14 protein-coding genes and 1 other RNA gene are annotated in these 26,065 nt (G+C 59.1%); 6 read left to right on the forward strand and 9 right to left on the reverse strand.

Features of this window, described 5'->3' with window-relative positions:
• Window positions 1-57 precede the first annotated feature (57 nt).
• A complete protein-coding gene (locus tag CA85_RS04875) occupies window positions 58-3,492 on the forward strand; it encodes a PVC-type heme-binding CxxCH protein (protein WP_246112513.1) in 3,435 nt (1,144 codons plus the stop codon).
• Window positions 3,493-3,509: 17 nt separating this feature from the next.
• Here CA85_RS04875 and CA85_RS04880 read toward each other — a convergent pair whose 3' ends face one another.
• The 5 genes from CA85_RS04880 to tsaB all read right to left on the reverse strand — a co-directional run bounded on the left by CA85_RS04880 (window position 3,510) and on the right by tsaB (window position 8,550).
• Window positions 3,510-4,805, reverse strand: a complete 1,296-nt coding sequence (locus CA85_RS04880; protein ID WP_146390174.1) for a polysaccharide pyruvyl transferase family protein — start codon at window positions 4,803-4,805, stop codon at window positions 3,510-3,512.
• Between the two features lie 71 nt (window positions 4,806-4,876).
• The gene (locus CA85_RS04885; RefSeq protein ID WP_146390175.1) at window positions 4,877-6,085 is read right to left on the reverse strand and encodes an Nramp family divalent metal transporter; all 1,209 of its coding nucleotides are present in this window, start codon (window positions 6,083-6,085) and stop codon (window positions 4,877-4,879) included.
• Between the two features lie 63 nt (window positions 6,086-6,148).
• Window positions 6,149-7,177 (reverse strand): ThiF family adenylyltransferase, encoded by a 1,029-nt coding sequence (locus tag CA85_RS04890; protein ID WP_146390176.1) that lies wholly within the window; start codon window positions 7,175-7,177, stop codon window positions 6,149-6,151.
• A gap of 49 nt (window positions 7,178-7,226) precedes the next feature.
• An RNA gene (rnpB, locus tag CA85_RS04895) (RNase P RNA component class A) lies at window positions 7,227-7,660 on the reverse strand.
• Window positions 7,661-7,722: 62 nt separating this feature from the next.
• Window positions 7,723-8,550 carry a tRNA (adenosine(37)-N6)-threonylcarbamoyltransferase complex dimerization subunit type 1 TsaB gene (tsaB, locus tag CA85_RS04900; protein WP_246112514.1) on the reverse strand — a complete coding sequence of 276 codons (828 nt, stop codon included), beginning with the start codon at window positions 8,548-8,550 and terminating at the stop codon, window positions 7,723-7,725.
• A gap of 104 nt (window positions 8,551-8,654) precedes the next feature.
• On the opposite strand from tsaB, the gene CA85_RS04905 reads away from it, so the two are divergent.
• The 3 genes from CA85_RS04905 (at window position 8,655) to tnpA (ending at window position 10,871) form a co-directional block, all read left to right on the forward strand.
• Window positions 8,655-9,413 carry a metallophosphoesterase family protein gene (locus tag CA85_RS04905; RefSeq protein ID WP_146390177.1) on the forward strand — a complete coding sequence of 253 codons (759 nt, stop codon included), beginning with the start codon at window positions 8,655-8,657 and terminating at the stop codon, window positions 9,411-9,413.
• A 4-nt stretch (window positions 9,414-9,417) separates the two neighbouring features.
• Window positions 9,418-10,176, forward strand: coding sequence for a metallophosphoesterase family protein (locus CA85_RS04910; protein ID WP_146390178.1), 759 nt, complete (start codon window positions 9,418-9,420; stop codon window positions 10,174-10,176).
• A gap of 251 nt (window positions 10,177-10,427) precedes the next feature.
• The gene (gene tnpA, locus CA85_RS04915) at window positions 10,428-10,871 is read left to right on the forward strand and encodes an IS200/IS605 family transposase (RefSeq protein WP_146390179.1); all 444 of its coding nucleotides are present in this window, start codon (window positions 10,428-10,430) and stop codon (window positions 10,869-10,871) included.
• A gap of 2,334 nt (window positions 10,872-13,205) precedes the next feature.
• Here the strand turns inward: tnpA and CA85_RS04920 are convergent.
• The 4 genes from CA85_RS04920 to ilvB all read right to left on the reverse strand — a co-directional run bounded on the left by CA85_RS04920 (window position 13,206) and on the right by ilvB (window position 22,166).
• Window positions 13,206-17,831, reverse strand: a complete 4,626-nt coding sequence (locus CA85_RS04920) for an Ig-like domain-containing protein (RefSeq protein ID WP_146390180.1) — start codon at window positions 17,829-17,831, stop codon at window positions 13,206-13,208.
• Window positions 17,832-18,504: 673 nt separating this feature from the next.
• A complete protein-coding gene (locus CA85_RS04925; protein WP_146390181.1) occupies window positions 18,505-19,419 on the reverse strand; it encodes a serine/threonine protein kinase in 915 nt (304 codons plus the stop codon).
• Window positions 19,420-19,421: 2 nt separating this feature from the next.
• A complete protein-coding gene (gene accD, locus CA85_RS04930; protein ID WP_146390182.1) occupies window positions 19,422-20,336 on the reverse strand; it encodes an acetyl-CoA carboxylase, carboxyltransferase subunit beta in 915 nt (304 codons plus the stop codon).
• 48 nt (window positions 20,337-20,384) lie between these two features.
• The gene (ilvB, locus tag CA85_RS04935) at window positions 20,385-22,166 is read right to left on the reverse strand and encodes a biosynthetic-type acetolactate synthase large subunit (protein ID WP_146390437.1); all 1,782 of its coding nucleotides are present in this window, start codon (window positions 22,164-22,166) and stop codon (window positions 20,385-20,387) included.
• A gap of 193 nt (window positions 22,167-22,359) precedes the next feature.
• Between ilvB and CA85_RS04940 the strand changes: the two genes are divergently transcribed.
• Complete coding sequence (locus CA85_RS04940) at window positions 22,360-22,788, forward strand: fluoride efflux transporter FluC (RefSeq protein WP_186774750.1); 429 nt, start codon at window positions 22,360-22,362, stop codon at window positions 22,786-22,788.
• Window positions 22,785-25,790, forward strand: coding sequence for a DOMON domain-containing protein (locus CA85_RS04945; protein ID WP_146390184.1), 3,006 nt, complete (start codon window positions 22,785-22,787; stop codon window positions 25,788-25,790). Before CA85_RS04940 ends, CA85_RS04945 begins: the two co-directional genes overlap by 4 nt.
• The last annotated feature ends 275 nt before the right edge of the window (window positions 25,791-26,065 follow it).

Raw genomic sequence — 26,065 nt, forward strand, 5'->3', positions numbered from 1 at the left:
CATCCATTGCTGTCTCGTTATTCTCGCCCAGGCGATCGTTTGTCTCGCCCCCATCGAATGATTACTTGTCTACTTGCGATCGCCGTCGGGTCGATGGCGGGTCGAACGACACCGGCGGCTGAGTCGACGGACTCGAATCGGTCGACGGCCGCGGTCGCCGACGTGGCCGATGCCTCCAATGAGCCTGTCGAGGCGATGTCGGCAATTCGTGTCGAACCGGATTGGCAGATCAGGCTGTTCGCAGCAGAGCCGGATATTGCCAATGTGGTCGCCTTGGATGTCGATGCCCGGGGGCGAGTGTACGTTTGCGAAACCTTTCGCCAGAACCGCGGGGTCACCGACAACCGGGCTCACGACGAAGCCTGGGTGCTCGCTGATCTCGCGGCTGAAACAGTTCAGGATCGTATTGACTACCACAAGCGACTGCTCGGCGAAGGGGCAGCTGCGTATGCACAGCAAGAGGACCGGATTCGTCGTCTTGTCGACGAGGATGGAGACGGCAAAGCGGACCAGAGCACGATCTTTGCCGATGGCTTTCATGCCTTGGAAGAGGGCACCGGCGCAAGCGTGCTGGCCCATGGCGAGGACGTGTATTACACGTGCATCCCGAAGCTGTGGCGGATGACCGATGCCGATGATGATGGGACTGCTGATCAGCGGAGTGTTCTGTCGGATGGTTATGGCGTCCGCGTGGCATTTCGAGGGCATGACCTGCATGGCCTCACGATGGGGTATGACGGACGATTGTACTTTTCGATCGGTGATCGCGGTTTTCATATTTCCACACCCGATGGACGTATCCTCTCGCATCCCGACCAGGGCGCTGTGTTTCGCTGCGAGCCCGATGGCAGCGACTTGACGATTTACGCCCGCGGCCTGCGCAATCCACAGGAACTCGCTTTCAACGATTACGGCGACTGGTTCACGGTCGATAACAACAGCGATAGCGGCGACAAAGCGCGTATCGTGCAGTTGCTCGAGGGCGGTGATAGCGGATGGCGAATGCACTACCAATATCTTCCCGATCGAGGTCCCTTCGGACGCCAGAAAATTTGGGAACCGCATCACAACGACCAACCGGCCCACCTCGTTCCGCCGATCGCCAACTTCACCGATGGTCCTTCGGGGCTTGCGTTCTATCCTGGTACTGGGTTTGGCGATCGCTTGAAGAATCGATTCTTGGTGTGTGATTTTCGTGGGGGCCCCAGCAACAGCGGCATCCGATCCTTCGAACTCAACCAAGCCGGTGCGTTCTACGAACTCGGCGAGAACGACCAACCCATTTGGAATGTGCTGGCGACCGACGTTGCCTTCGGGCCCAGTGGAGAATTACTCGTCAGCGACTGGGTCAACGGATGGGATGGACTGGGCAAAGGCCGAGTCTATCGGATTACGGATCCATCCCAACGCGATGCCCCGGTCGTGGCAGAGGTCCAGGAGATGTTGGCGTCGGGTGTCGAGCAACTCGATGCCAGTACGCTCGCGTCTCGGTTGAGCCACGTCGATCGCCGCGTTCGCTTGGCTGCGCAGTGGGAATTGGCGCGTCGAGGTGAGGCGGAATCGCTGATCCAGGTTGCCCTCGACACCACCCTCGATCCGCGCTTTCGGCTGCACGGATATTGGGGCGCCGAACATGCTGTCCGGTTGCAGGACGACCAGCGTCTGCAGGTGCTCGAGGCCCTTCGTGTGGGTTTTGAGGACGCCAGCCCCTGGATTCGCGCCGCCAGTTGTCGCTTGGCAGCCGACCAACATGACGTCGATTCGATTGAGCAGCTCATCGATGCTGTCGACGACGACGATGCCCGTGTCGCCTACCACGCCATGATGGGGTTGGCCGAATTGCTAGCCGGTGATCAGCCAGGCTCAACAGATGCTCTCCAGAACGCGTCGATGTCCAAGATCCTCAAGCGGGTCGAGCTGAATGCCAACCGAGATCCCTCGCTGCGGCACGCCGCGATCCGTTTCATGGCTGCTGTTCCCGAGGTGGCGTCGCTCGTCAATCTGCAAACTCACCACTCCATCGACATCCGCCGCGCCGCCGTAGCGGCCCTGCGAAATCGTCGCAGTGAGAAGGTTGCCGAGTTCCTAGGCGATGCTGAGACGCTAGTCGTTGCTGAGGCTGCGATGGCGATTCATGACGCGCCCATCCCAGTCGCTCAAGAACGTTTGGCCGAGATGATCAGTCGGCCTGACCTACCGATTGATTCTGAACCGTTACTCAGGCGGGTGCTCTCGGCTGGATTCCGAATTGGAACGCCCGCCGCGGCGGCAGCCATCGCGGAGTTTGCGGCATCGGACCGCTCGCCGCAGTGGGCTCGAATTGAAGCGATCGATTCACTCGCCGATTGGTCCGACCCTGGGCCGTTGTGCCGGGTGTCCAACAAGTACAACCCGTTGCCGCCCCGACCTGTGCCAGGCAACAAACCGCTACCCGGCAGTCCGCGATCGCCCAGTGCGGCGAACGAATCCATTGCCAAAGTCGCCATGACCGGCCGCATCGATGAGCTGATGCTCGCCAGTGGCCCGGTCCGCGAAAAAGCGATCGACGTGGGTTCGACGCTCGGGATCGCGAAAATATCACCGAACCTGGTCAAGCGATTTACCGATAAATCGCTCAACCCGTCCAAGCGGGCAGCAGCCTTGACGGCGTTGTCTCGATTGGAAAAGCCACTCGCGATCGAACTCGCTCGAGAAGTCGACTTGGAACAGCCCACTGCCATCGTGCTGGCGAGTCTCCGTGTACTCGGACGCTACGACGCCGCCGGATCTCTCGAACGATTGGTCACCGCGACGAAGAGTTCCAGCCAACCGGTGCGAGGATTGGCGTGGGACCTGATTGCGGCCAACGATTCGCCCCACGCGGGAAAGTACATCTCGATCGGATTGCAGGACTACCTCAGCGGTGAGTTGCCCAGCGACGTGCGGCTCAATGTTGCTGAAGCGGCCCGCCGTCGCCTACCGGGGTCGGAGGCGAAGATCGCAGCCTATGAAGAAAAGTTGCAGTCCACCGAACCACTCGCCGCTTGGTTCGACAGCCTCAACGGAGGCGACGCCGACGCGGGTAAAAAACTCTTTTTCGGAAAGACTGAGTTGTCCTGTGTGCGGTGCCATCAAGTCGACCGGGCAGGTGGGGAAGTCGGGCCAAACCTGACCACGGTTGGGAAAATTCTCTCTCGTCGCCAGCTTCTCGAGTCGATCTGCCTGCCCAACGCGAGAATCGCCGAAGGCTTTGAAACAGCGGTCATCGCTGATGAGGATGGCAGTGTATTCATTGGAATCGTCGCCTCGGAAGACGACGACTGGGTCGAGCTGATCGCCGCCGATGGTGCCCACCACCGGATCGAGAAAGAACTCATTGTCGCTCGCAAGAAAGGCCAATCCTCGATGCCTCTCGGGTTGGCCAACCTCATCTCTGCCCGTGAGCTCCGCGATCTCGTCGCCTACCTCGCGAGCTTGCAGGTTGACCCGCGTGCCGCCTCGGACATCGAGTAAGAATCGTCTGAGATCCGCTACTCGATTTCTCGTTCGCCGTCGCTCAGAGATTGTTGGAGGACCTGCATCGTTTCTCGTTGGCGTTTCTGTACGAACGCTTTAGCTTTCTCCGTCTTGGCTTGAGCGGCGGCAAAATCGCTGGCCATCGCCAGAACAGCGTCGGGGATGGCGGCTGCTTCGGATTCAATATCCAGATCAAACAGCCATTCATCCAAACCGATGTCTCGCCACATGAATCCTTTGCTCGTCTGCTCGGCGAAGCGGCAAACGATCGCAGGGATGCCGTTGCCAACGGCCATAATGGGTGAATGCATCTCGCTACCAAACAGCCCTGCGCTGCGGACGTAGACGCTGAGCGCTTCATCGGTCAGCCAAAAGTTTTTCCGCCAAACCACGCGTCGCTGTACATCAGCAGGGAGCTTGTTGTAGAGGTTCTCTTTACCAACAGTCATCTGCGTCATGTCTTCCGGACAGAGCAAGACCTTTCGATCGGTTTCTCGAATCACACGGATAATTGCTTCGCGGATAGGCGCGTGGTCGTGTTCCCGCATCGCCTCGTTACGTGCAACGCGATCGGGATTTGCTTTGCGATGGTCACCGGGGATGGTCCAATAGGGTGTGTAGCGAAGTCGCGAAAGGCAACACAGAAAATTGCCAGGCTCCAGTCCGTTTGCGGCAAGGAACTTCTCCGCCTTCTCATCGGCCCGTAGATCGCAGGCGAATGCACCATCGGGACCGAATTCCATCACGGGACAGTTCACGCCTTCTTCCTTCGCCAATTCGAGCGACACCGAGTCACGAAAGAATACGAATTCCGCATCGCTGAGTAGATGGTCGGCGCCCCCTGACCGATACGAACCGTGGGTTATCCCATAGACACCGAATGGTTTTCCGGTGTGTCTGGTGAAGGCAGCGACATCGCGGGCTGCTACTAGCGAGGGCCCCGAGCCATGCAGGAGGAAGTCTGTGGTCGCAATGGCCGCTTGCAGATCATCATTGGAGGCTCTGCCCGTATCGTTGATTGTCCCTTTGACAATCTTCAGTTTGGGGAACCGCGCGTGTTCCATGGCGGCGACTTCCTCGGTCAGGTTCCCCGACGCCCACAAGGTCACCTCCACATCCGGAAGGTGTTCCTCTAAGAGTGCTAGCACACCCGGTGTGTGCGCGATGTCACCAATATTGACGCATTGCCATGAAGAGCGCAGCAGAACACGTGGCCGACGTGAGGGACTGCTCGCCGGTAGGCGATGGGCGATCGCGGCAACCAATGAAAGGGCAGAGCATTGGGAAAGGAATTGTCGACGTTTCATCATGGAAGGTCCTCCGAGCGTACTCATTCTTGAATCCAACTTCGCGTATCGCTTCATGGTACCAGCGTCGTTACTCAGGCGAGGATGATTCTCACATAGTTGATGACGATCGCGATGAGGACTGCATAACCGACGATCGCGATCGCATGCACCCACAGCGGCGTAACGTAGACGCCCATCAACTCACGATTTCGACCGATCGCGAGGATTAAGAAACCGAGCACGGGGAATGCGATCACTGCGACACCTTGCGCAAATCGCAATAACTCAATCGGCGAACCATCGAAGACCAAAACAATCGCCAACCCGACAAGGATGGCGATCGCTGTGTAGATTCTGACCGGACGGCCTTCCATTTTTGTTTCTTGATTCAAGCCATCGGCCAGCAATGTGCCGCCGATCAACGGATTGACGATCAATGACGACAGACTGGCGAAAAAGAATCCGAAAGTGAATAGATAGAAAGCGAAGGAGCCAACGAGTGGTTCGAGTTGCATCGCCATCGCTTGGGCTGAGAAGGTATCGGCGCCCTGCATCACGGCGGCACTGGTTAACAGAATGATTGTCGAGATCAATCCCAACACGCTGATCCCAATCAAACTGTCAATGCTCTCCGAGGCTAAGTGCTCCGTGCCCCAGGCTTTCTCACGCATCAGATAGCCCTGGTAAACGGCGCCGACGACCGAGAACGTTGTCGCCGCCATCCCCAGAGTCAGCAGCGCCGCGTCGGCATCGGGAAAATTGGGGATCAGGCCATTCGCTGCCTCGGGGACGTCGATACCAACCATCAGCAGCGTTCCGGCGAACGTCACGAGCATCAGCCCGACGACTACTTTGACGAGCAGTTCGAGTTTCTCGTAGAGGTTGGGCAGGAAAACCAGTGCGAGTCCAACGAGCGTGAACACGGCCGCCCAGACCCGGAAGTCGCCCCCGAGGATCGCCGCAGCTGCAAATCCGACCGCTGCGCTGTTGCCGGCTTGAAAGGCGAGCACGGCCAAAAACCCACCGAAGCTACCCAGGGCGGCCAATCCCCGGCCGTAGGCCTGCCGGGTCAAGTCGAACAGTGTCCGCCCCGTCACCAATCCGATCCGCGCGGCAATCCATGTGAACACCAGCATGAAAATGGTACCGATCGCGGGTACCCACAGCAGTTGATAGCCATAGGTGCCGCCGGCGATGGTGTTCAGCGTCAAGCTGCCCGGCCCGATCACGACCGTCGCCAAAATCAATGCAGGACCGATGTGGTCCATCCAGCGAGCGTGTTCTTGCGGTTGGTCAGTCATAGTATCCTTTGAGTTCTCGGCCACTGCCTGATGGAGTTTTACCCAAGAACATACCAGACATGGTCATGAGCCAACGTAGCGATCGAACAGTGAGCGAGCATGGGGGATGTCGCGGACGCCGCTGATCACGGCTCGCCCATCACGAAACAGGGTCACGGTTCGCTCGTCGGGTAGCGATAAGCGAACGAAGAATCGAGACGTTTTGACGGTTCCGATGGACTGCCAAGCATTGGACATGCGTTGCAGATCAACTCTTTGTCCCGAGCCGGCGATTTGCACTGCATCGCGGCCACAGAGCGATTCGGCTGAAACATCTTCTTCTGCGTCGAGGAAGTCATAGCGGCGGAGGCCACAGGCTGGGCAACTCGGATCGGCCGACAGCGCGATCGAGCGAAACTGATTGTGCCATAGATCGACCGACAAAATCTCGCTGCGAACGTTCGAACGGTTTCCCGATATCCACTTGATCGCTTCGCAGACCTGTAGGCTAGCGATCAGGTGGGTCGCAGGGGCGATCACGCCCGCCGTATCGCATGTCGCGGTTTCACCAGGGGCGGGTGGGTGTGGTAGCAGGCATCGCAGGCAGGGGGCTGCGCCCGTGAACAGGCGGACTTGCCCGTTCGCGCCGATGCAGCCGCCATGTATCCAGGGCGTTTGCGTTTTCAATGACCAGTCATTGAGCAATAAACGGGCGGCGAAGTTGTCGGTCGCATCGATGACGATGTCGGCACCCTCGAGCTGCTGCGAGATGTTGGCAGGGGTGATGTCGACCACGTGCTCCTCAATGTGGATCGACGAGTTGATCTGACGCAGATGGTGGGCGGCGGCTTCGACCTTGGCCGCTCCGGCCTCGGCATCGGCTTCGGTGTAGAGGCTCTGCCGCTGGAGGTTGCTCCATTCGACGAGATCACGGTCGATCAGGCGTAGCCTGCCTACGCCGGCGCGAGCGAGTTGGTCAGCGGCCACCGTACCGAGGGCGCCGCAGCCGAGTACGGCGACGTGCGCCGCCTCGATTCGTTGTTGTCCCAATTCACCGATCGGGTCGAACTGCGACTGGCGGAGGTAGCGTTCGTGGGACCTCGATACGGTCATGGGGCGAAGAATTGAATGAATGTGAACCGTCGGCGTATTTAAGAACGACCGAGACAGTGGGCTTGTAAGCCGGGTTTTGTAACAGCGAATCGCTGCCGATGACCATTTATCTGTGCACGACGATTGCTCGCCGCCTCCACTGCGACCTACCCGGATGTCGATGACGAGGCGGGCCGCCTCGATTGCACCCTGTTTGGTCTAGCTCCGGATGGGGTTTACCGAGCCGGCCGAGTCACCCCGGCCGCTGGTGCGCTCTTACCGCACCGTTTCACCCTTACCACGCATCCGCTGCCGACGCTCGTGGGAGCGAGCGGCCGCGAACCGTTCGGCGGTCTACTCTCTGCTGCACTTTCCCTGACCTCACGGCCGGTCGACGTTATCGACCATCCTGCCCTGCGGAGCCCGGACTTTCCTCCAATGGCGAAAGATCGCTGTGGACGAACCACCGCGACCGTCGCCGCCAGCGATCATCCCGCCCACTGTCTCAGTCTCGCTCTAGAATCCCCCGAAATGCAAGCGGTGACAAGCCGTCGGCAAAAACCAAATCAGCCGGCCTTTTCTTCCGCTGAGCTCGGTCGCAGGTAGTCCGGCACGAGCTCGATCGGATCAGTTGTCTCGCCGCGGGCGAGCATCCCAGCGGCCACGCGGCCGACGCCGACTGCCCGTACCTCCTCGTCGTCGCACCAACTGTCGGGGCCAAGACGGACATCAGTCGAGGCGAAAACGGAACGATCGCCCGCGAAAATGAAATTATTTTCTGCCTTCTTTCCATTGGCATCACCTGGCCTCGGCGCTGCGGTTAACACTTCCGCTTTCCAATCGTCGGCAGAAACGATTCCTGTCTCCGCTGCTTGTCCTGGCACGAACCTGCCCCGGTAGACTTGACCGCGATAGGCCGCCAGCCCCACCAGAACGGGACGCCGCTGCGGGGACTGCGATGCGGGAGACGCTGTCATGGCCGGTGCCAGTTCCGCGATCGCGGCGAGGGAATTCACCGCCACGAGCGGGATTTGGAGCGCATAGGCCAGTGTTTTGGCGGTCGTTACCGCAATTCGTAAACCTGTGAACGAGCCCGGTCCCGATGCCACGGCAACGCTGCCGAGCGAATCGAGCGAACCGTTGGAGAGAAATTCGGAGGCCAATTCGTCGATCGTCTGCGCCAGGCAGGCGGCTGCACGTGAATGGCGAGCAAGCGACCGAGCAGCAATTACACTGGTGCCCGCCAGCAATGCGATCGACCCTTCCCGGCCGATTACTTCGATGGCGAGCGAGTTTGCGGTCGACGATGGGGCCGGCGGCCCGGATATTTCCTGCTGCATAGGTTGTTGCACAAATTTCATAAACGCTACAATCCCCTCGTCGCGATCCATCATGGGATGATCGGGAAGCTCGATGGCCGTTTGTCAGTGAAGACAGACCGCTGCGGGTGTGATTGCTATTTTATTGATTCGAGTTAACTACGGGTTCGAGAGTTTTCGTGAAGCGAGCATTGATCAGCGATATCCACGGCAACCTGGAAGCCTTGCAGGCCGTGATGGCCGACATTGATGACATCGGTGTCGACGATATCTATTGTCTGGGTGACATCATCGGCTATGGACCCAATCCGTGCGAGTGCCTTGACGTCGTGATGCGGCGCTGCAATCGCACCATTCTGGGCAATCATGACCAGGCGGCGTTGTTTGACCCCGATGGGTTCAACCCCATGGCCCTGCGGGCAATCTATTGGACGCGTGACCAGCTCGATGCGGGCAATGGTAGTCAGTCTCAGGTCAATGCCCGCTGGGATTTTCTCGGCGAGTTGCCCCGTTTCGTCAACGATGAACCCTATCGCTTCGTCCACGGATCGCCGCGAGACCCGACTAACGAATACGTGTTCCCCGAGTACGTTTACGACACTCGCAAAATGGAGATACTGTTCGGCAAGATCGACCAGTATTGCTTCATGGGACACACCCACTTGCCCGGCGTCTTCACCACCTCTTGCGAGTTCATCTCGCCAGAGGAATGCGATCACACGTATTCCCTCGGATCGACCAAGCTGTTAGTCAATGTCGGCAGCGTCGGCCAACCCCGTGATGAAAACCCTCGCGCCTGCTACGTCATTCTCGATACTGACGCCAAAACGGTGACCTATCGACGCGTGGGCTATGATTTCAACGCCACAGCGGAAAAGATTTACTCCCATCCCGATCTCGACAATGCGCTCGGCGACCGACTCAAACGAGGACACTGAACGGGTGACACGCACTGCAATTTTGAGTGACATTCACGGCAACCTCGCAGCGCTCGAGGCTGTGATGGCAGACATGGAATCACAGCAGGTCGATCGCGTCGTCTGCTTGGGCGATGTGGTCGGCTACGGCCCGCAACCCTGTGAATGCCTAGACCAGGTCATGAAGTTCGATTTCTGCGTGCTCGGGAATCACGACAGCAGCTCACTGTTCGATCCCGAAGGGTTCAATGTGGCGGCCGAGCAAGCGATCTTCTGGACCCGGGCGGAGTTGGAAAAGGTCGGTGATCAACCGGAGCTCAGTCGGCGGCGGATCGACTATCTATGCGGGTTGCCCCGGACAGTTCGCGAGAACGATTGGCTATTTGTACACGGTTCGCCGCGTGGCCCAACCAACGAGTACGTCTTTCCCGAAGACACTCAAAATGCGAAGAAGATGGAGAAGCTCTTTTCGCTCGTGCCGCGTCTGTGCTTCCAGGGACACACGCACGTGCCAGGCGTTTTTACAGTCGATCATCGCTTCATCCGCCCCGCCGAAACCGGGACCGGCTACTCGCTGGCCGACCCGCACGCGAAGCTGATGATCAACGTGGGTAGTGTCGGCCAGCCCCGCGATAGTGACCCCCGCAGCTGCTATGTGATCGCCGATCACGAAGTCCTCGAGTTCCGCCGCGTCGAGTACGACATCGAACGCACTGTGAAATTGATCGAAGCCGAAAGCGATCTCGACAATTTTCTCGGCTATCGGCTCCGTGAAGGACGCTGAGGCGTTTCCGGCGCCAACCACCGGCTATTGTCTAGAACCGCGTTCGCGGTAAAAGGGCGTCCTCGCGCATCCCAAAGGGTTCATCAGACAGTAGCCGGGGATAAGCGGAACGTCATCCCCGGTCATCGAACCGGCATACCCCACCGACCCCGAAGGTGGTCGCAGCATCGAGTTGGAGCGACAGAGGCGGAACGGAAGGGGTATCCTGAAAACGAAAGGACCATCATTCACCCAGCTACTGAGGTACTGCCATGTCGACCTTTCACAGCATCAACCTTCACGTCACTTTTGCGACCAAGCATCGCACACCTTGGATCAAGAGCGAATGGATCGGACGGTTGCATGAATACCTAGGCGGTGTTGTCAAGCAACTCGATGCCAAGCCGTTGAAGATTGGGGGTATCGAGGATCATGTCCACTTGCTGTTTGGCATAAAACCCACCCACCAACTATCGGAGTTTATGCGTGAGCTGAAGAAGGCTTCTAGCAAATGGGTGCATGAGACGATTCACTATCCGCCATTCCAGTGGCAAGACGGCTACGCAGTTTTCTCCGTCAGTCCGCCGAGCTGCATCGCGGTGTCTCGATACATTGCCAACCAACGGGCGCATCATCGAAAGCGATCGTTTCGCGAAGAACTGATTTCCATGCTCGACGAGGCCGGTATCGCGTACGATCCCAAGTATCTCGAGTAAGCGGTGGTGTTCGTTGCACTCAAACCACCAGCTATTGTCTATAACCGCATTCGCGGTAAGAGAACGCAGCGATCCATCCCGAAGGGATCATCAGACAATAGCCGGGGATAAGCGTAACGCCATCCCCGGACACCGAGCTAGCATACCCCACCGACCCCGAAGGTGGTCGCAGCATCGGACATGGACGATCTTCAACCCCATCCGGGGTTGGCTCTTGCGTTTGTCGATGGTTCCCGGTGGTGTTCGCTTGCGCTCAAACCACCGGCTATTGTCTGAAACCGCATTCGCGGTAAGAGAACGCAGCGATCCATCCCGAAGGGATCATCAGACAATAGCCGGGGATAAGCGTAGCGCCATCCCCGGTCATCGAACCGGCGTACCCCACCGACCCGGAAGGTGGTCGCAGTATCCGACGCGGACGATCTTCAACCCCATTAGGGGTTGGCTCTTGCGTTTGGCGATGGCTCCCGGTGGTGTTCGCTTGCGCTCAAACCACCGGCTATTGTCTGAAACCGCATTCGCGGTAAGAGAACGCAGCGATCCATCCCAAAGGGATCGACAGACAATGGCCGGGGATAAGCGTAGCGCCATCCCCGGTCACCGAACCGGCATACCCCACCGACCCCGAAGGTGGTCGCAGAATCCGACGCGGGTGCTCTTTAACCCCATCCGGGGTTGGCTCTTGCGTTTGGCAATGGCTCCCGGTGGTGTTCGCTACGCTCAAACCACCGGCTATTAGCTGTAACCGCATTCGCGGTAAGAGAGCGTCCAGGCACATCCCGGAGGGATCATCAGACAATAGCCGGGGATAAGCGTAGCGCCATCCCCGGTCACCGAGCTAGCGGATCCCGCCGACCCCGAAGGTGGTCGCAGAAGCCGGACGCGGATGCTCTTCAACCCCATCCGGGGTTGGCTCTTGCGTTTGTCGATGGTTACCGGTGGTGTTCGCTTGCGCTCAAACCACCGGCTATTTTCTATAACCGCATTCGCGGTAAGAGAGCGTCCAGGCACATCCCGAAGGGATCGGCAGACAATAGCCGGGGATAAGCGTAGCGCCATCCCCGGTCATCGAACTGGCATATCCCGCCGACCCCGAAGGCGGTCGCAGAAGCCGGACGCGGACGATCTTCAACCCCATTCGGGGTTGGCTCTTGCGTTTGTCGATGGTTCCCGGTGGTGTTCGCTTGCGCTCAAACCATCGGCTATTGTCTGTAACCGCATTCGCGGTAAGAGAGCGTCCAGGCACATCCCGAAGGGATCATCAGACAATAGCCGGGGATAAGCGTAACGCCATCCCCGGTCACCGAGCTAGCGGATCCCGCCGACCCCGAAGGTGGTCGCAGCATCCGACGCGGATGCTCTTCAACCCCATCCGGGGTTGGCTCTTGCGTTTGGCGATGGCTCCCGGCGGTGTTCGATTGCGCTCAAACCACCGGCTATTGTCTGTAACCGCATTCGCGGTAAAAGCACGTAGCGACACATCCCGAAGGGATCGACAGACAGTAGCCGGGGATAAGCGTAGCGCCATCCCCGGTCATCGAGCTGGCATACCCCGCCGACCCCGAAGGTGGTCGCAGCATCCGACGCGGATGCTCTTCAACGCCATCCGGGGCTGGCTCCTGCGTTTGTCGATGGTTACCGGTGGTGTTCGCTTGCGCTCAAACCACCGGCTATTGTCTGTAACCGCATTCGCGGTAAAAGCACGTAGCGACACATCCCGAAGGGATCGACAGACAGTAGCCGGGGATAAGCGTAGCGCCATCCCCGGTCACCGAACCGGCGTACCCCACCGACCCCGAAGGCGGTCGCAGCATCCGACGCGGATGCTCTTCAACCCCATCCGGGGTTGGCTCTTGCGTTTGGCGATGGCTCCCGGTGGTGTTCGCTGCGCTCAAACCACCGGCTATTGTCTGAAACCGCATTCGCGGTAAGAGAACGCAGCGACACATCCCGAAGGGATCATCAGACAATAGCCGGGGATAAGCGTAGCGCCATCCCCGGTCATCGAGCTGGCATATCCCGCCGACCCCGAAGGCGGTCGCAGAAGCCGGACGCGGATGCTCTTCAACCCCATCCGGGGTTGGCTCTTGCGTTTGGCAATGGTTACCGGTGGTGTTCGCTTGCGCTCAAACCATCGGCTATTGTCTGTAACCGCATTCGCGGTGAGCGGGCGTCCTCGCACATCCCGAAGGGATCATCAGACAATAGCCGGGGATAAGCGTAGCGCCATCCCCGGTCACCGCATTCGCGGTATGGGTCATCCAAAAAAAATCGCCGCTCAGGTTGGACCTGAGCGGCGATTGGGGGCAATCCAGAGAGGGCTGGAATTGCTAACTAGAAGCTATTGAGCAATTCGTCAATCGCATCTTCGTATTCTGGATAGAGGTCCGTGATATCGTTGACGTCGTCGACATCGGTGAAGACGAAGTCGTTGACGCCGCCATACAGATCGACGCGAACGTCGCTGCCGGTGTCGAGCACGGCCAAGTGTTCGGCACTCACGGTTGCCGATTGTGCCGAGAGGTCGTCTTGGACGATCACGAGCAAGGCTTCGTCGCGTTCCTCGTTCATCAGCAGTTCGACGTACTGGGCGTTGCCGAAGTCACGGCCGACTAGGACGGCATTCTGCACCAAGGTGTTGTTGGCTGATTCGCTGAAGAAGAAACTCGATGTTTCGCCCACGGTGACGGTCGGTGGCAATCCTTCACGGTGGGGATCAGTCGTCAGGGCGTTGCGACCGGCGTAGTACTGCGAACCGAGGTCTTCAATCACAAAGTCTGCGGAGACTTCGAGAGGGACCTGGCTTCCCGCTGGGATCGAGACAGGGATCACCCCATCGGCACCTTCCCCGGTAACCACCATGCCGGGAGCGAGTTCGAAGCGAACCTCGTACTCTCCGGGCGGAACGTTCTCAAAGGTGTAGCGTCCATCGCGATCGGTAACCGCAGTGGTCTCCGTTCCCTGGGACGCTCCCACGCCGACCAAGTGGACCCGCACGCCGACGAGCGTGGTTTCGCCCGATTCGTACTCACCACTGTATGTTGGATCGGCACCCGAGGAGGCCACGTCAACGATATTGGAGATCGAGTCCAGGAACAGCTGGCCGGTGACTTCCGAACCGACAACGACAGTGTCGTCGACCGTGATCGAAACGGTGGCTGTATCGCTGCCGCCCTGTCCATCGCTGAGCGTGTAGACGAACGAATCGGAGCCCACGTAGTCGGTGTCAGGAGTGTAGGTGACGACGTTGTTGGTAACCAAGACGGTGCCGTTGGCGGGCTCATCACCTGCTTCCACGGTGACGGTGACGGTGTCGGTCTCGCCACCCGGGTTGGGCGTGTCATTGGTCAAAACATCGATCTGTGTGGCGGTGTCCTTCAGCACGGTAGCCGAATCATCATTGGCAATCGGTGCGTCGTTGACTGGAGTGACCGTGATTGCAATCACGCCGGTGTCGCTGCCAGCCGAGTTGGTGGCTTGGTAGGTGACGGAGTCCGAGCCGAAGTAGTCGGCATCGGGTCTGTAAGTCAGAATTCCGTTGAGCAGCTCTGCAGTACCGTGACTGGCACTGCTAACGAGAGTGATCGTCGCGGTGTCGCCGGGATCGGTTGTGACAAACTGGTTCAAGTCGGTCGAGCCAACTTCGTCCTCAGCAACAAGCAGCGTCCCGTCACCAGCAACTGGTGGAGCGAGCACGTCGGTGACCGTGATCGATACGGTTGCTTCAACAGCGGGAGCGACCCCGTCACTGACGCTAACGCGGAAGGAATCGGTACCGACGTAATCGGCGTCGGGCGTGTACTGAACGAGGCCGCTGGCTAGCAGCACGGCGGTGCCGTTGGCAGGAGCGGTGACCACGGCTGCGGTTAGGTCGGTGGAATCCACATCCGTTGCATTGTCGACGACGTCGATGTCAACCGAGCCATTCTCAGCGACCGTTGCCGAGAGATCGCCCAATACGGGAGCGTCATTGACGGCATTGACCGTAAAGGTGAGAGTGCCCGTGTCCGATCCGGCCGCGTCAGTGGCACTGTAGACAACCGTGCCCGTTCCGTTGGCGTCCTGGGTCAGGTCAAGGACCAAGTCACTGCCATTGATGGTGGCCACACCCAGGTTGCTGGCCTGCGTGTCGATCGTGTAGGTGACCGAACCGGCTTCCGACGTGGTCAAGGCTGCGAGGTCGACGGTAACGTCGCCGGAGTCTTCGTCGACGGCGGGCACGTTCTCGTCATCGGCAACCGGTGGGCTGAGCACGTCGACCACGGTCATGCTGATCGTGCCGTTGCTCGAGACGCCGCCATCGGTGTCCGTGACGATGTAGTCAAAGCTGAAGTTGCCCTCAGACGCGTTGCCGAGGGATTGGACCACAATCTGATTGTTGACTACCGAGGCAGTTCCCAGCGGTGAGAACGTTTGATCGGGCAGCGAGACGATCAAATCGTTTGTCGCTGTTTCGACATCCGAAGGACCGGTTTGTCCTCCACCAGGCTGGAGCACATTGATCGTCCGCGAGGCCATTTCGTTGACGTCGAAGGCCAGTGGCGGTGCGACAGGGATGTCGTTGACGGCCGTGATCGTGACAAAGACCGTGCCGCTGTCACTGCCGGCGTCGTTGCTCGCCGTGTAGGTGATTGGCACGAGACCGTTATCGTTCTGTGCCGGTGTGTAGAAAATTTGGTCGCCGTCGATGCGGACGGATCCCCGATCCGTTGGCGCGGTGGCACTGTCGAGCGAGATGTTGTTATCGCCGCTGTTGACCGTGATCAGGCCGTCATCACTCAGGTCGGCCACCAGGACTTCACTGGTTGGACCACCACCGTTGTCTTCGTCAATCGTGATGCTCTTATCGGCGGCTGAAATGCCAGTGTCCACGTTGGCGACGTTGACGGTCACGGTGGCTGAATCGCTGAGCCCACCGGTGTCTGTGATCGTGTAGGTGAACGTGTCGGTTCCCGAGGCAGCACCGGCGTTGGGGGTGTAGCGAATTTCATCGCCTTCGATAGCGATCGTGCCGAGTGTCGGGGCGAGCGTGCCAGCGGTGACCGTCAATTCGCTCAGCGGCTCAGAGAAATCTCCGCCCGCATCGTCATTGGCGAGCACGGGGATCAGAATGCTGCTGCCGACGTCGACGGACAGGCTACCGGAATCTGGGTCATCGTTGGCAACCGGTGGATCGTTGACGGCATCGATGTTGACGGTCACGGTCGCCGTCGCGGTCCCGCCTGTTGGCGTCGATGCAGTGTAGACGACCAGGTCGGTGCCGAATTTATTGGCATCGGGCACGTAAGTCATCACACCGAGAGTGTCGATCGACGCCGTTCCCAGAGCACCTTGTCGGGCCGGAACGTCGTAGGTGACCGTTTCACCCTGGACCACACCGTCGACTTGCAATTGCACGGTGTCGCCTGTGGAATCTTCCGCAACGGGCAGGGTAGCGTTATTGGCCGTCAACTCATCGACGTCTTCGCCGACCACGTTGAGTTGGAATTCGGAACGCTCGTCGAGACGAATGCGATCTGGCGAAACGGTTTCTTTCCCGTTGTCGGTGCCGTAGACCAGCACGCCTTCAAAGCCAACTCGAGGTTCGACTTTGTCCAGTTTCACGCCCACGTTGGTGGCCGCACTGACGGCTCGCACTGGGATGCTGAATGCATCGTAGGCTGTCGTGAAATCATAATCGCTGATGATGTCGGTTAGTTTGCCAACCGGACCAAGCGTTCCGACTTCATCGAAAACATCGGTGCCGTTGCCACCGACGTCGATGTCAAACGAGCCGATATTGCGATCTTGACCGTAGATCAAGGGACCCAAGCCATCATTGAGCGACGGATTCGGCGGCACGTTGCGAGCATCGTTCCGCATGAACGTCTCGTAGCGTGAGGTCAGGGTGAGCGGGTTGAACGAGCCATCGGGCAAGTTCACGTTCTGTTCAAGGGTAGGAACCGTTTGGTCGGCACCGTTGATGACCAAGCGGGTTTCCAAACGCGGCACGTCGACGTTAGCCAGGTCCAGGCCGTTGTACTCGATGCGGACCAGGAACGCGCTGGTCGCCGATGTCGTACCCGCGCTAACATCAATCTCGTCTGCAGTGATGTTCAGCTCACCTGGGTCGCTGCTCAATTCCACGATTGTGTCATTGATGAAGGCCTCGGTATCGGAGTCGCTGTTGCCCAGGAAATCCGCGAGACTGGCCGAGACAACGTCCGATGGATCGTCGGCGTAGAAGAATTCGATCGAGCTGTTGGGCGTCGATGTGTTGTCGAGGATCGTACGGTCAAAGTCGAAACCCTGGATCTCCCCAACGGCAGGCACGAGAACGTCGGACTGATTGACGAGAATATTAGTGACGACCTGGAACACACCGAACGAACTGCTTCGCCCGCGGTCGTCTTGGACCGCCACTTCCAGTTTGAAAATGTCGTCCTGATCCACCGTGTAGCGAACGCCGGTCGCACCGTCTTCGGTCGTGTAGGTGCCGTCTTGCGTGAGGGTACTGTCGTCAAGATTCCGTGGGGTCAGCTCAAACCGGACGTCATAGTCCGCGGCACCCTCGGGGCCGTTGAGGCGGTTGATCACCTGCAGAGAATCCAGTGCCGAGACCATGTGGTCAGCATTCACATCGACAAAACCCACGCCCAACTCGACAGCACCCGAAGGCTCGCCTTCGGAATTCTCGTTCATGTAGTTGATCACACGCAGTGCGTCGAGCGCTGTGACCTGGCCGTCATTGTTGACGTCAAATTTGTTCCAGTAATTGTGCCCCACCGCGTAGTCGTCGACGTCTTCGACGGGTGGAAACTGAAAGCCGTCGCCGAAGTCACCCGCGAATAGTTGTCGCTTCTCCAGCATTTCCGTCAGCAAGCGACGATTGTTCGATTGGGAACCACGCGACCGATCTTCGCTGGCTCGGCGTGACTTCGTCGGCTGCACGCGGCGAAGGAGGTGACGCAGATTGTTCATCTGTTTTCTCGGCAATACGGTGTGATGGGCTGGGTCGATAGGAACTTTTGACGCTCATGCGCAGGCAGACAGCGTAATTACAAAAACTGTAAGCTGGTAGGGAATTTCGATGAGCATTGCCATATTACCTAGGACGCCTACGTTATCAACGTTATCGGCGATTTCAGCGGCAGCCATTAGGCAGAAAGTTGGCAGTGGTGATGAATAGACGAATTACTCCTGGTGAAAGTTCCAGAAAAACTCATGGAATTCGTCTCAGCTGCCGGGTTCCCCCCTCTCGACAAGCTATTCATCTTATCGTCACTGGGGGCGGTTGAGCTGTTGAATGTTTGCGAAAACCGCGGGAATCGGCCTGTCAGCGTCCAGCCCAGTGACGCTTGCCCCGGTTATTACAATCAAGAGCCTAGACACGTATGCGTGGGCTGTTAAAGAGTTGGGATTGACTCGGCGATTGCTTGCGCAGGTTGTCGTCCGCTCTATTCACGCCCGGAGCGAGTTCCCCTCCTTTATCTAGTCCCCCCCCCTTTTTTTCTCTCTCTCTCGACCCCGAAACGGGGGGGGGGCAGGAGAGGCTCCATGGTTTCGCAAGGGAGGAGGCAAGAGTGCAATTCGAAAACAAGCTGACAGGGGATCCGGTTTTGTGGGTAATGACCAGGCTATTCGGTGCCGCTGCTTACTTGACGAAGGCCGAATCGATTTTCTTGCTGAGTTTGAGAAACTCATCGATCGACGCGAGACGCTGATCGACGTTGGGTTCGATCATTTTCATGATCATGCGAGCGAGTCGTGGGTCCACGTCGGGCCGCCGCTCGAGCAAATCGGTGGGTTCGGACGTATCATGCTGGAGGGCAGCGCGTCCGGAAACGATTTCACCCTGCCAGGGATGCATGAATGTCAGCAGGCAGTAAAAGGTCACCCCGAGAGAGAAGATGTCCACCCGGCCATCGGTGTGGCGACGACGCACGATCTCCGGAGACATGTATAGCGGCGTCCCCGTCCGATTCCCCGGGGCCATGAATGGTGGGGTAGACGGCACGGTGAGGCCAAAATCGATGAGTTTAACCCCCGAGACAACCTGTTGATCTTCATTGGGCACGGTGCAAATGAAGTTCCGGGGGCAGATATCGCGGTGGATAAATCCGCTCTGGTGGACGTAGGACAGGGCTTCGGCCATCTCGCGCATCAGCATCAGCTGCACGCCGTCGATGTATTCGAGTCGTTTGCGGACGATGACATCCTGCATGCTCGGCCCGCGGACGTATTCCATCACCAGGATCCGTTGACCCTTGATCGTGATCCCGTGCTCGTACGTTTTGGCGATCAGCTCGTGCTGCATCTGCATCGCGATTTCGCCTTCGGTGGGCTTGTTGAGGCCCTTGAAGCGGGCTTCGAACAGCTCAAATTTCTCGGGATCGAGAATCTTGACGCCGACATCTTCCTTGCGTTCGAGGTCATAGGCGACGAAGAAGTTGCTCATCGTGCCGGTGGCGGCGGTACGCGAACGTGCAAACCGCGCGTCGACGTCGATTTTTTTGAGTGACGGGCTGCCACCGGAAAAGATACCGCGTAGGGAATCGAGCAGGCTCACGGCTATTTCCCGCAGTAATCGATCGCGCAGGCGATCTCGGTTTTCAAATTTCGGCGATGGACGATGCGGTCAACATATCCATGTTCGAGCAGGAACTCGCTGGATTGAAATCCTTCGGGCAGCTCAATCCCAATGGTTGCTTTGATCGTCCGCGGTCCGGCAAACCCGATCATCGCCTTGGGCTCGGCAAAAATCAGATCACCTAAGGATGCGAAACTGGCGGCGACTCCTCCCATGGTGGGGTTAGTCAGCACGCTAATGAACAATCCGCCTGCGTCGTGATAGCGGGCCAGTGCCGCGGAGACTTTGGCCATTTGCATCAGGGACAGGATCCCTTCGTGCATGCGAGCACCGCCGCCGCTGGCGCTGACGATGATCAGGGCGATGTTTTGTTCGGTGGCGTGTTCGATCAACCGGGTCAATCGCTCACCCACGACACTGCCCATGCTGCCCATGATGAAGGCGCTATCGGTGACAGCAAATGCCACGCGGCGGGCGCGAATCATGCCCGTTCCGGTCACAGCGGCGTCACTCAGCCCAGTTCGCTTTTGCTCGCCGACGATACGGTCAGCGTAGGGCCGGCGATCGTGGAATTCCAGCGGATCGCTCGGCCGCAGATTCTCATTCATGGGCTCAAAGGTGCCCTCGTCGAGTACCTGGGCAATCCGCTCGAACGCGCTGACGTAGAAATGGTGGTTGCATTTCGGGCAGACGTTGAGCTGCTGTTGGACCTCTTTGCGATACAGCGAGGCGCTACACCCGTCGCATTTCAGCCACAAGCCTTCAGGCACGCCGCGCCGTCGCGGCGTGGTTTTGCCCGGACTCGCTACATCGGTCGCAGCCGATGCTTCGTGAGGTGCGGGCGCAGTCGACTTGGGCGACGTGCCGGTCGAATCAGTAGGAGCGGTGGAATCCACGGGATATCAGCTCGAATAGTTCGAAAAAAGGTGTGGGGAGGTCTCGTCTCAATCCAAGATCATATCATCAACGGTCGCACCGCCGGGGATCATTGGCAAGACGTGTTCTTGATACGGGACTTCCACATCGAGCAGGAACGGACCTTTGGAGTCGATCATTTCTCGCAGGGCGTCCTTCAGGTCGGCTTTGCGTTTGACCGTGGCGGCGCCACATCCGTAGCCTTTGGCGATCTGGACGAAATTCGGATACCGGTCGCTGGCGTATTCGTAGCGATCGGCCGAACTCGGGCCTCTGGCTTCTTCGTGATGGATCGGACCGAGGTAGGTATGAGCGCGATTTCGCTTCTCAAAACGGTCTTCCCACTGCACCACCATGCCGAGGTGTTGATTGTTGAGCAACAGCACCTTGACCGGCAGTTCTTCGCAGAAGCAGGTCGCGAGTTCCTGAATATTCATCTGGAAACTACCATCGCCATCGATGTCGACGACGAGGGCTCCCGGGTGAGCCGCTTGCACACCCATCGCTGCGGGCAGGCCAAAGCCCATCGTACCAAGCCCGCTGCTGCTCATCCAAGTCCGTGGTTGGCGGAACTTGTAGAACTGGGCACTCCACATTTGGTGCTGGCCCACACCCACGGTGATGTACGTTTCTTGCTCGGCCGTGAGGTCGCTGAGCGTAGCGATCGCGTGCTGCTGCAGGATACCGTCGAATTCCGTGTCGTATTTCAACGGGTGTTTGGCCTTCAATTCATCACAGTGCTGTTGCCAATCCGAGATATCGGGTTTCTGCACGATCCGGTTCAACTCCGTCAAAACCTGTTTGACGTCGCCGCGAACGGGAATGTGAGCCGTTTTGTTCTTGTTCAGCTCGGACGCATCGATATCGACATGGATGATCTTGGCGTCTTTGGCAAACGCTTCCACCTTGCCGGTCACCCGGTCGTCGAATCGAACACCTAATGCGATCAGGAGATCGCAATCTCTCACGGCGTAGTTCGCGTAGGCAGCCCCGTGCATCCCGAGCCAATCGAGGGAGTGCGGATTTTCCGGAGGAACGGATCCGAGGCCCATCAGCGTGGTCACGGTGGGGATACCGGTTTTGTTGATCAGGGTCCGCAGTTCTTCGGTGGCTTCACCGAGAATGATCCCACCGCCAGAATAGATGACTGGCCGCCGGGCCATGCGGATCGCGGCTGCGATCTGGCGGATGGCTTCTGGGGGCACCGACGGGGTCGAGGCGTTGTAACCAGGTAGCTCCATGGGGGGGTCGAGGTCGTTGGGCATCTCGGTCAACTGCACGTCTTTGGGCATGTCGACGAGCACGGGGCCCGGCCGGCCACTCGCAGCGATGTGGAATGCCTCCTTCATGATCCGTGGCAGATCTTTGATATCCGTCACGAGATAATGGTGCTTGGTGATCCCGCGACAGATTTCGACCATGGGCGTTTCCTGGAACGCGTCGCTACCGATCGAGGAGGTCGGCACTTGGCCGGTAATGCAGACCATGGGGATACTGTCGAGCTTCGCGTCGGCGACCGCAGTAACGAGGTTCGTCGCTCCGGGGCCGCTCGTGGCCATCACGACACCGACTTTGCCGGTGCTGCGGGCGTAGCCCTGAGCGGCGAAGGCACCGCCCTGTTCGTGGCGTGGCAGGATCGTGCGAATCGATTCCCCAAATCGGGTCAGTGCTTGGTGCATCGGCATGCTGCAGCCGCCGGGGTACGCAAACAGTATTTCGACGCCATGGTCGACCAATGATTTGACCAGGATATCGGCTCCGTTCATCACATGCTGCGCGTGCGCGGGCGACGTGCTCGAAGCGGTACTCATCATTGTTTTCTTTCAAGTCAAAAGGAGAGTAGGGAGGTCGGGGAATCACAATTCTAGCCACTTTCAGCCCGAATGCCCCAGATGGACCTTGCCCCAGAATGGAAAAACTTCCGATTCTTCACCCCACAAAGTAAATTCCCCACAGCAAACTGACAATGGCGAAAACCGGGATGAATCCATGATGCCTTGGTCGATGAACGTGCTCGCCGTCGCGATTGGCGGTGGTTTAGGCGCTTTATGCCGCTACGGCCTGTCCGTTCTGTTTGCTCAGGGTCCGTTACAGCGTCTTATTGCGGGAATTAGCCACCTCGTTGGCGGTGAGGCGAGTTTTGCCATGACGCTTGCGAATTTGTTGGGCTGCTTTTTATTGGGAATTCTTTTTCAGTGGAGTGAGAGTCTCGCCAGTCTCGGCGAAACCCCGCTCAACCCCCACGCGCTGCTGGCGCTGCGGGTGGGCTTCCTCGGCAGCCTGACGACGTTCAGTACTCTGATCGGCGATGTGACGGTGCTCGGTAGCGAGGGCCGGGCAGTGGTCAGCCTGACGCTGCTCGCCGTCAATTTGGTTGGCGGATGTGTATTATTCCTGCTCGCAGCCGCTTCGGTGCGGGGGACGCTATCATGAATCGGCTCGATGAATGGACCTGGATCTTAATACTGCTCGCTGGATTAGCCGCGACGAATCTGCGGGCGGCCGAGGCGGACCGCTTCGATCTCGATAGCATCTCGCTGCAACCCTCGTACATTTCAGCTTCGATGCTGCGTCAGAGCAGTTGTTTGCGGGCCGTTACGCTGGCTCCCCAGGGCCGCGTGGCGACCGCGCCGGGCGAGCGGGTTGCCATTGCCGTCGGAGATGCTGGCACTCTGCTTCGCAGCACCGACGCTGGCCAGACGTGGTTGGCGGTGGAGACCATCCATCTCGATACGCCCGAGGCCAAGAACGCATTCGGCCGCAGCACGCGTCGCCGCGAACAGCCGCTGGCGATCCCGTTCTGCGATTTCACGGAAGTGTTATGGGCTTCGCCGCTCGATGTGATCGTTGTCGGTGGCGGCTACGAGCCGGTCACCGGGATCAGCCGCGGGGTCTGCCTGCTCAGCCGCGACGCGGGACAAACGTGGTATTTGGGTGATGCACACGAATTACCCCGTTTGAGCGGGCTGCGTATGGGTGGGCCGACGTCATCGACGTCGTCGGGTCGATCCCAGCGGGAATTGGCGCCGGGGGTGCTCGAGGCGGTTGGCGACCAGTCGGAGTCCAGCGGCGTGGACCATTTCTACAGTTACGATGGCGGCCAGACATGGGTCGAAGATATCCGGGTCGGTGACGCCGCTCCGGCCGCGGCATCTTCGCGTCCTGGCCAACCGGTATCCGGCGAGCCTCGATCGATTCAGACCGCTGCGGGGAGAATCATCGTTCAGGCCATCTCGCCGGTATCCAGCGCAGGACAACTCGCTGTCGCGTCGCACGGACGCGTCTGGCGTCGCAGCGACTCGGCCTCCGCCTGGCAGGCTGTGCGGGGGCAGGGCCGGAGCACTGCCGTGTTGTTCGTAGCCGCTTCCCCCGCCGAGGTGCCCTGGTCGCTGATCGGACGAGAATCGCTGCATGAGAATCGCCGAACCGCCATTCTGCTCGATCGGGGCAATCCTCCGGACGCCAGCCCATGTGATCTGAACCGTTGCCGCGCCGCTGCCGCGATGCTGGGCATTTCCAACGTGGAATGCGTCCTCGACGATAGCACGCGGGCGCAGTGGATCGCGGCAAACCAACCGGCGGTGGTCGTGCTCGATGAAAGCCTGTCCGAAGCGACCGAGCGGGCCTGGGCGGCCCTGATCGAACAATCGCGTGATCAACCCTTCTCCGCAAGCACTCGGAAATCGGCTGCTGGCGATGGCGTGCAACGCATTATTCTGACACGACGGACCGCACGCAGACCCGATCCCACTGCCGAGACAGCCAGTAAAGCCTGGTATCAATCGCAGGGCGATCCACGCTGGCAACGGGCCTGGAACCACGCCTCGGTGCTGCGAGGCAGCGCTCTGCTGAGCGGACCGGGGGTGCTCGCCAACGACTTGTTTCATGATGCATTGATGCTCGCAGCTCCCGAGCAGGCCGCGCCTGACGCGATCGAGGTAGCGACGTTGGCAGATATGTCCGGACGTGTTCGCCGAGACGTTGCTCTCGCCGCCGGGCTCGTGCTGGCAGAGGGCCAGAATCGCGCGGCGAGCGAAACTCTTTCAGCGTCGAACCGGCGATTGCAAATCACGACGGCTCGGATGAGTCAAACCCGCCGTCTGCACGACGAACTCTTCCAGAATGCTGCCACGAGCTGGTCACCGCTCGAGCAAACTCGCTTGGATGAGAAAATTGATCAGTTGTTGGCGATCTCCGCCCCCGAGGACCGCACACGCATGCTCTGGGAGACCATGGGAGTCGCGATGACGTCCGATTCGCCATTGCCTCAGGTGCGGGAAGTGCTGCTGTCAAAACTTGCCCAGCAGGGACAGCCCGCTGCGGTGCGGCGCTGGGCGGCGCTGAGCAAGGAAGCCTTGGCGGCCAGTCGCGAGAGAAACGCGATCGCATCACGCGCCCAAGTCGCCAGCCTCTGGCAGCGGCAAGCTACTGTGTTGGGCAACGTGGCCGAATCTGCAACCGATGTCGCTGAGGAGGGAGTATTGTCAGCGGCCGATGCCGGGTCCGTGGGCGGCCGACAGACACTCTCGCCATTTCAAATCACGCCGGTTTCCTATCAAGAGGAAGTGGCGGTCCCGAATGTCAGTTCGCAGCCACGGAGCAATACCACCTCAGCCACGTCCCGACTGAACCATGGTATCCCCAATCCTATTCTCGTTCCCCAAGAGAAGCACACTCAGTGGCAAGCCTCGCGAGGGCTGGTTGCGCTGGCCTCGCCGACGAGCATGCCCGGGGTAACAGGACAACGATCGGACGAGGAGAATCTGGACTCGGAACTGACGGCGAGGTTGAACTGGGACTACCACCCCGTTGTCATGTCAGCTCGCGGGATCGGCTCCCATGAGCGTCAACAGAAACAAGGGAACGAGAGCCAGTCCAACGGTGACGATACATTCGGTGGCGACACACAGCGTGGCGATACATTGGGTAGCGATACATTGGGTAGCGATTCAGCCGAGAGCGACCTGGTCTACACCCCACCTATTGCTCATGACCGGCCGCTGCTCGATGGGCGCAGCGACGATGACTGTTGGGCGGTGTCGGACCGCTGGCGGGGTGAGGGCTACCAGGCATGCTGTGTTGCCGATCAAGAGTATCTTTATTTTGCTGTAACCTCGGCCCCAGAAGCAAACCTACGTCTTTCGCTGGACTGCGACGGTGACTACTTCACCGCACTGCGATTCGAAATCCGGCCGGACGGAACCCGGCAAGCGTATGTCGACGGTGATGGAGAGATCTCGCCTGTCTGGTACTCCGCCTCAGGGGCAGACGCTGGTGATTCATTCACCACTGAGATCGCGATTGCCCGGTCGAGCCTGCCCGCTCCCGTCTGTCGTATCCATGTCCGTGCCGCCCTCCCACGCGATCGATCGCAATGGGAAGTCATGCCGCACGCCACGCAGTGGCACCCGCAGCGCCGCCAAGCAGCGGAGTGAACCGATGCCACCGCTGTGGCATCGTAGCCAGACGGCTCCGTCCGTCTGAACTGGAGCGGGAAAGCTCTCTACTCGCGACGTCGCCGGTCGAATATCAGCCCGAACGAAATGGCATGAAAACCATTTTCTCGATCCGGCAAGGGGTGTTGCTCTGCCCTAGTTCGCTTCTGCTGTCGAGTGCTCACGCGTTCGGGCTTGCACGCTCTGCCTTCAACAGTTCTTCATCTATTCCAAACACGATCTCCACGGACAGCTGGTTTAATTCCGCCCGCACA

This window comes from Allorhodopirellula solitaria, from assembly GCF_007859855.1.
GTDB lineage: Bacteria > Planctomycetota > Planctomycetia > Pirellulales > Pirellulaceae > Rhodopirellula > Rhodopirellula solitaria.